The organism is Bradyrhizobium sp. (assembly GCF_035484855.1).
Lineage (GTDB): Bacteria > Pseudomonadota > Alphaproteobacteria > Rhizobiales > Xanthobacteraceae > Bradyrhizobium.
Genome location: NZ_DATHOP010000199.1, coordinates 1 through 7,255 on the forward strand (window position 1 = coordinate 1; position 7,255 = coordinate 7,255).

The window sequence follows — 7,255 nt, forward strand, 5'->3', positions numbered from 1 at the left end:
CGTCACGGCGCACCACGCTCTTGTTGCCGCGGGCGCGGGCCGCTGCGGGGTCCTCCATCTGCTCGCACACCGCGACGCGATGGCCTTGGGCGATCAAGCGATGCAGATAGTCGTCCGAGCGCTCCACCGGCACGCCGCACATCGGGATATCCAGCCCCTGATGCTTGCCGCGCTTGGTCAGCACAATACCAAGCGTTTTGGAGGCGATTTCGGCGTCCTCGAAGAATAATTCGTAGAAATCGCCCATCCGGTAGAACAACAACAGTCCGGGATTGGCGGCCTTTATTTCAAGGTATTGTTCCATCATCGGCGTGACGCGCGCGGGCGCTTCCGGTGCGGCCTCCGTGGCCGGCGTGGAATCTGCAGGTATGGGGATGGATTGCTGGATCGTCATCGGGGCGCAAACTACAAAATTTCGTCGCCCGATCCTATCTTGGTCCAGGGTTTTCCACGCCCTGTGGATGGCCGCGAGCGCGGCGCGGAACAACATCCTTCGAGACGCGGCCAAGAGGCCGCTCCTCAGGATGACGGCGGAGTGTGAGGCGAGAGGCGCGGAGGAGAATTTATTTCGCCGTCGGATCGACCGCGGGCTCGGCGATATGTACCGCGCCCGCTCGACGGAGGTGGATGGTGGCGATATCGTCGGCATAGACCTTCTGCCAGCCGTCGATGTGGTCGAGCAGCTTCGTCGCCGCGCTCTGGGTGCGCATGAGGGTCGCGTCGATCTGGTACTGCTCCAGCAGCCGGAACAGGTTTTCCGGCTCCATCAGGCCGCTTGCGGCGTTGTGGTCGACGAAGAATTTTTCGCCGTAGAGTTCGGTGCGGCCGTCGATGAAGGGCGCAACGCCATTGGCGATCAGGTAGCCGCCGAAATCATAATCGTTGAACACCCGCGCGACATTGAGTTTCTTCAGCGCCACCACCGCAGCGACCGGCGCGCTGTGCGGATGCGGCTCGAAACGATGCACCGAGGCAAAGGCAAACGTTCCCGCCGCCAGCAACACGGCGAGCCCGGCGAATACCACGCCGCGCGCGCGCGGCGCGGTGGTTGCGGCCTCATTACCGCCGATCTGCCGCGCCAATGGGGCGGCCAGCACCAGCGGCCCTAGCAGCGCCAGGATCTCGCCGGCGCGCCCCTGCGACAGCGCCATGTGAACGAGACCGAGCAGCAGCAGGATGCGCGTCGGCGGCAGTTTGATGCCGCGCCAGAGCGACAGGCCCACGCCGAGCAAGAGGCAGATTTCCAGCGCGCCCAGGCTGCCGAAATCGGCGGGCTTCCATTCCATGATCAGCGGCAGCGCGCTGCCGAGCTCGAGGATTTTCCGCGACGCCAACAGCGCATTCCAGCCATAGGGCGTGCACCAGCTTGCGATCAGCGCGGCGATGCCGAACGCCGCCCAGCGCAGCATCAGCGTTTTGCGCGCCGGCACCCCGGCGCTCACGATCGCATCGAGCGCGATCGGTCCGACCAGCACCAGCCCAAACACAAAGCCGCCATGCAGATTGGCCCACAGCGCCATCAAGGGCAGCAGCCAGAACGACGGCGCCGCCCGCCGGTCGGCGGCGGCGATCAATCCGGCCACCCAGGCCACCATCACCGGCATCGCCAGCACATGCGGACGCGCCAGCAGATGCGGCACGGTCAGCGCCAGCGCGGCTGCGACGAACACCAGCGTGGTGCTTTCGCTCAGATGCCGGCTCACGAATTTGGCGAACAGCGCGAAGGTCGCCGCGATCGCCGCAGACGAGAGCACCACCGGCCCGCTCCAGCCGAACAGCGCATAGCTTTTTGCGAAAAGCACCTGCGCCAGCCACTGCGTCGAGATCCAGGGCTGGCCGCGCATGGTGAAGGAGAACACGTCGGTCTCGGGCACCGCGCGGTGGTCGATGATCCACTGTCCGACCGTGATCTGCCATAGCGTGTCGGGATCGATCAGGAGCCGGTTGCCGGCCAGCAGAAACAGCGCGTAGACGCCGATGCCGACCCATAGCGGCGAGAGCCCGCGCAGCGGGGCTGCCACCTCGGTCGAATGGGCAACGGACAGGGTCATCGGCGCGCCCGGATTTCTCGGTTTCTCGCCGGGATCGAAGCACGCCAGGGCATAATGCTTGGTAAAGCCGCTCACCGCGAATGTGGCCAAAAGCCCGAGAAAGCCGGGTTTTGGCCACATCAATGCCCCCCGTTTACGGGAATCGGTAGCCAACGATTAACCGCGGGTCACAAGATCGCCCGCACTGGGGTTTTGGCTGGATGAAACGTCCGTTAACGCTTGCATGGCTGTTGGCCATCGCCGTGCTGAATTTCCCGGAAACCGCACTGGCGCAGCGCGCCCGGTACGAAGCGATGGTGGCAACCCATGCCAGGGCCAATGCAGTGCCGGCGGTGCTGGTGCATCGCGTGATCCTGCGCGAGAGCCGGTATCAGGCCGACCTGATCGGCCGCGGCGGCACCATCGGGCTGATGCAGATCAAGCTCGCCACCGCGCACGCTCTCGGCTATGCCGGCGATGCCGAAGGCCTGCGTGATCCCGACACCAATCTCGCCTATGGCGTCAAATATCTCGCCGGCGCCTATCGCGCCGCTGATGGCGACCATGCCCGCGCCATGCACCTTTATGCCAGCGGCTATTACGACGTCGCCAAACGCCAGCGGCTCGAACGTATCGCGTTCTCAGGCATCGAGAGTTGCGGAAATCCCATTCCGGCGCCCGCCGCGGCACGGGCGAAACTGCCCGGCAACGGCCCCGCCGAAGCGCGCGCGCAGCAGGTTCCGGACCGCTAGTGCGGTGCAAATCGGCAATGCCCGCGTTGACACGCCCACCCATCGGCCTACATTAACCTCGTTCCGAGGGGAGCTCCGATGAGGAGCTGAGAGACCGCAAGCTTGGACCTGTATCTTACGGGTCCGGGACCGCGGTGACCCTTTGAACCTGATCCGGGTCATGCCGGCGAAGGGACAGGGATGTACCAGAGTTCGAGGCCACTGCGGGGGGATTCCCCCGTTTCCATCATCGGCGCGGGCATCGCCGGCGCGTGGGCCGCGCTGTTGTTCGCGCAGGCCGGCCGGGCCGTCACGCTGCACGAGCGCAGTGACGAGGCGATGACGCTCTCGACCAGCCACTGGGCCGGCGGTATGCTCGCGCCCTGGTGCGAGGGCGAAAGTTCCGAACCGGTCATCAGCCGGCTCGGCTTGCGCGCGCTCGACCTGTGGCGCGCCGAATTGCCGGATACGCCCTTCAACGGTTCGCTGGTGGTGGCGCATCCGCGCGACCGCGCCGATTACGAACGCTTTGCCAGGCTCACCACCGGCCACCGGCGGCTCGACGCGCGCGGGCTTGCCGACCTCGAGCCCTCGCTGGAGGGCCGTTTCCGCGACGCGCTGTTCTTTGCCGGCGAAGGCCATGTCGAGCCGCGCCGTGTGCTGCCGAAACTGCACCAGCGCATCATCGCCGCCGGCGGCACCATCAAGTTCAACAGCGAACCGAAACCTCAAGAGATCGACGGCATCGTGATCGACTGCCGCGGCCTGTCCGCACGCGACAGCGAGCCGGCGCTCCGCGGCGTCAAGGGCGAGATGATCCTGATCGAAACCAGCGAGGTATCGCTGGCGCGCCCGGTGCGGCTGATCCATCCGCGCTGGCCGCTCTATGTGATCCCGCGCGAGCAAAACTTGTTCATGCTGGGCGCGACCTCGATCGAGGCGGAGGATACCGGCGTCAGCGTCCGCTCCGCGCTGGAACTGTTGGGCGCGGCCTATGCGGTGCATCCGGCGTTCGGCGAGGCGCGCATCGTCGAATTCGGCTCCGGCTTGCGGCCGGCCTATCCCGACAATCTGCCGCGGATTGCTATTCGCGACAATCACATCGCGGTCAACGGCCTCTATCGCCACGGTTTCCTGATCGCGCCGGCGCTGGCGGAACTGACGCTCGGCTACGTCGCGCATGGCCGGATCGACAACGAGGTGATGCAATGCGCGTGACCGTCAATGGCGAGGCGCGGGATGTGTCGTCGGCCAGCGTCGACGCGCTGCTCGCCGAACTCGACTACGAGGGCACCCATTTCGCGGTCGCGCTGAACTACGACGTGGTGCCGAAGAGCAGGTGGCACCAGACGCCGCTGAAGTCAGGCGACGAGATCGAAATCATCACGCCAAGGCAGGGAGGGTGAGGATGAAGGTCGCGGCGCCTCTTTCTTACCTCGCCCCGCTTGCGGGGAGAGGTCGAAGCCGAAGGCTTCGGGTGAGGGGGACTCTCCACGAGTCGCGCTTGCCGAGAGAGCCCCTCACCCCAACCCTCTCCCCGCAAAGAGCGGGGCGAGGGAGCGCAGGCACCGTTCGGAATAAACGAGAAGCATAGATGCCAAAATTCTACGACCGCGAATTCTCCTCCCGCCTGCTGATCGGCAGCGCGCTGTACCCCTCGCCCGCGATCATGCAGAGCGCGATCCGCGCCTCGGGCGCCGAGATCGTCACGGTGTCGCTGCGGCGCGAATCCGCCGGCGGCAAGACCGGCGACGCGTTCTGGTCGCTGATCCGCGAGCTCGATGTCACGGTGCTGCCGAACACGGCCGGCTGCCGGACCGTGCGCGAGGCCGTGACCACGGCAAAGCTGGCGCGCGAATTGTTTGCAACCAGCTGGATCAAGCTCGAAGTGATCGCCGACAACGACACGCTGCAGCCCGACGTCGTCGGCCTGGTCGAGGCCGCTGATATCCTGATCAAGGACGGGTTTGAGGTGTTCCCCTATTGCACGGAAGATCTTTCGGTGGCGACGCGGCTGGTGGATGCGGGCTGCAAGGTGGTGATGCCCTGGGCCGCGCCGATCGGCAGCGCCAAGGGCATCATCAACCGCGACGCGCTGAAACTCCTGCGCGAGCGGCTGCCCGACATCACGTTGGTGATCGATGCCGGCCTCGGCGCGCCGAGCCACGCCACTGAGGCGCTGGAACTCGGCTATGACGCGGTGCTACTCAACACCGCCATCGCCAAAGCCGCCGAGCCGGTCGCGATGGCGAAAGCGTTTCGCCTCGGCGTCGAGGCCGGCCGCGCGGCTTATGAAGCTGGCCTGATGGAAGCCCGCGATTTCGCCTCCCCTTCAACCCCTGTCGTTGGGACCCCGTTCTGGCATGCCGTATCCTGATCGATTCTATCCGGTGGTGGACAGCGTCGCCTGGGTGGCGCGGCTGGCGCTGCTCGGCGTCGGCACGATTCAGCTGCGCGCGAAAAACCTCGACGACGCCGAGGCGCTGCAGACCGTGACCGACGCGCTGGAGATGGTGAGGGGCACGGCTGCAAAGCTCGTGGTCAATGATTACTGGCGCGCCGCGATCGTGGCCGGCGCCAAACATCTGCATCTCGGCCAGGAAGATCTGGCCGACGCCGACCTCAAGGCGATCCGCGACGCCGGCCTGACGCTCGGGCTTTCCACTCACGACGATGCCGAGCTCGAAACCGCGCTGCGCGCCGAGCCCGATTATATCGCGCTCGGACCGATCTTCCCGACCACGCTGAAATCGATGCGCTTCGCGCCGCAAGGCATTCCGAAGATCAGCGAGTGGAAAAAGCGCGTCGGCGACATCCCGCTGGTTGCGATCGGCGGCATCAAGCTCGAACAGGCTCCTGCGATCTTCGCCGCCGGCGCGGACTCGATCGCCGTCGTCAGCGACGTCACCCAGAACCCCGACCCCGACGCCCGCGTCCGCGCCTGGCTCGGCATCAACGCGGAGGCGGTGTGATGTCCGCCACGCCAAGCTGTTTGACCCGTCACCCTGAGGTGGCCGCCTCTTCGGCGGCCCTCGAAGGGCGACGGCCCGGCTGCATCCTTCGAGGCTCGCAAGGGCTCGCACCTCAGGATGACGCATACGACTCGCTGCATGCGACCAACAAATTCACAGGAGGATAGGCCATGAACATCCGCTCCAATCCCGACACCACCCTTCCCGCCGTCACCACCGGGCCGCTGCCCGCTTCGCGAAAGATCTTCGTCACCCCCGACGAGGCGCCGGATGTGCGCGTGCCGATCCGCGAGATCATCCTTTCGGAAGGCGCCGGCGAGCCGAATCTTCCCGTCTATGACACCTCCGGCCCCTATACCGATCCGTCCGTGGTGATCGACGTCAACGCCGGCCTTTCGCGCAACCGCATCGCATGGGTGAAGGAGCGCGGCGGCGTCGAGGAATATCAGGGGCGCGAGATCAAGCCGGAAGACAACGGCAATGTCGGCGCCTCGCACGCGGCAAAATCCTTCACCGGGCATCACAAGCCGCTGCGCGGCGTTGATAACCACATGATCACGCAGCTCGAATTCGCCCGCGCCGGCATCATCACCAAGGAGATGATCTACGTCGCCACGCGCGAAAACCTCGGCCGCAAGCAACAGCTCGAACGCGCCGAGGCGGCGCTCGCCGACGGCGAAAGTTTTGGCGCCTCCGTGCCGGCCTTCGTCACGCCGGAATTCGTGCGCAGCGAAATCGCGCGCGGCCGCGCCATCATTCCCTGCAACATCAACCATGGCGAACTGGAGCCGATGATCATCGGCCGCAATTTCCTGACCAAGATCAACGCCAATATCGGCAACTCCGCCGTTACTTCATCCGTGGAAGAAGAAGTCGACAAGATGGTGTGGGCGATCCGCTGGGGCGCCGACACCGTGATGGACCTCTCCACCGGCCGCAACATCCACACCACGCGGGAATGGATTCTGCGCAACGCGCCGATCCCGATTGGCACCGTTCCCATTTACCAGGCGCTGGAAAAGTGCGACGGCGATCCCGTCAAACTGACCTGGGAGCTCTACAGGGATACGCTGGTCGAGCAGTGCGAACAGGGCGTCGACTACTTCACCATCCACGCCGGCGTGCGGCTGCCCTACATCCACCTCACCGCCAACCGCGTCACCGGCATCGTGTCGCGCGGCGGCTCGATCATGGCAAAATGGTGCCTGGCGCATCACAAGGAGAGTTTCCTCTACACGCATTTCGAGGACATCTGCGACCTGATGCGCCAATACGATGTGTCGTTCTCGCTCGGCGACGGCCTGCGCCCGGGCTCGATCGCGGATGCCAACGACCGCGCGCAATTCGCCGAGCTCGAGACGCTCGGCGAACTGACGCAGATCGCCTGGAAGAAAGGCTGCCAGGTCATGATCGAGGGCCCCGGCCATGTGCCGCTGCACAAGATCAAGATCAACATGGACAAGCAGTTGAAGGAATGCGGCGAGGCGCCGTTCTACACGCTGGGGCCGCTGACCACCGACAT

General features: G+C 65.4%; 7 protein-coding genes, 1 pseudogene and 1 riboswitch. Of the genes and pseudogenes, 6 read left to right on the plus strand and 2 right to left on the minus strand.

The annotated features are described in order from the left end of the window. A pseudogene (locus VK804_RS22405) lies at positions 1-394 on the minus strand (DNA mismatch repair protein MutS); the annotation flags it as partial. Positions 395-563: 169 nt separating this feature from the next. Next, positions 564-2,051, minus strand: coding sequence for a hypothetical protein (locus VK804_RS22410; RefSeq protein ID WP_325374299.1), 1,488 nt, complete (start codon positions 2,049-2,051; stop codon positions 564-566). Positions 2,052-2,251: 200 nt separating this feature from the next. Here VK804_RS22410 and VK804_RS22415 point away from each other — a divergent pair, with 200 nt between their 5' ends. The 6 genes from VK804_RS22415 to thiC form a co-directional block, all read left to right on the plus strand. Next, positions 2,252-2,782: a lytic transglycosylase domain-containing protein gene (locus tag VK804_RS22415; RefSeq protein WP_325374287.1), complete on the plus strand. Its 531-nt coding sequence runs from the start codon at positions 2,252-2,254 to the stop codon at positions 2,780-2,782. A gap of 56 nt (positions 2,783-2,838) precedes the next feature. Then, positions 2,839-2,975, plus strand: a riboswitch (TPP riboswitch). Next, positions 2,963-3,979, plus strand: coding sequence for an FAD-dependent oxidoreductase (locus VK804_RS22420; protein ID WP_325374289.1), 1,017 nt, complete (start codon positions 2,963-2,965; stop codon positions 3,977-3,979). Its footprint overlaps the riboswitch before it by 13 nt. Further along, the gene (gene thiS / locus VK804_RS22425; protein ID WP_325374291.1) at positions 3,970-4,167 is read left to right on the plus strand and encodes a sulfur carrier protein ThiS; all 198 of its coding nucleotides are present in this window, start codon (positions 3,970-3,972) and stop codon (positions 4,165-4,167) included. Before VK804_RS22420 ends, thiS begins: the two co-directional genes overlap by 10 nt. A 188-nt stretch (positions 4,168-4,355) precedes the next feature. Then, a complete protein-coding gene (locus tag VK804_RS22430; RefSeq protein WP_325374293.1) occupies positions 4,356-5,138 on the plus strand; it encodes a thiazole synthase in 783 nt (260 codons plus the stop codon). After that, the gene (locus VK804_RS22435; protein ID WP_325374295.1) at positions 5,125-5,733 is read left to right on the plus strand and encodes a thiamine phosphate synthase; all 609 of its coding nucleotides are present in this window, start codon (positions 5,125-5,127) and stop codon (positions 5,731-5,733) included. The genes VK804_RS22430 and VK804_RS22435 overlap by 14 nt, the downstream gene beginning before the upstream one ends. A 170-nt stretch (positions 5,734-5,903) precedes the next feature. After that, positions 5,904-7,255 (plus strand): phosphomethylpyrimidine synthase ThiC (gene thiC, locus VK804_RS22440; protein WP_325374297.1); only part of this gene is annotated, 1,352 nt, incomplete at its 3' end.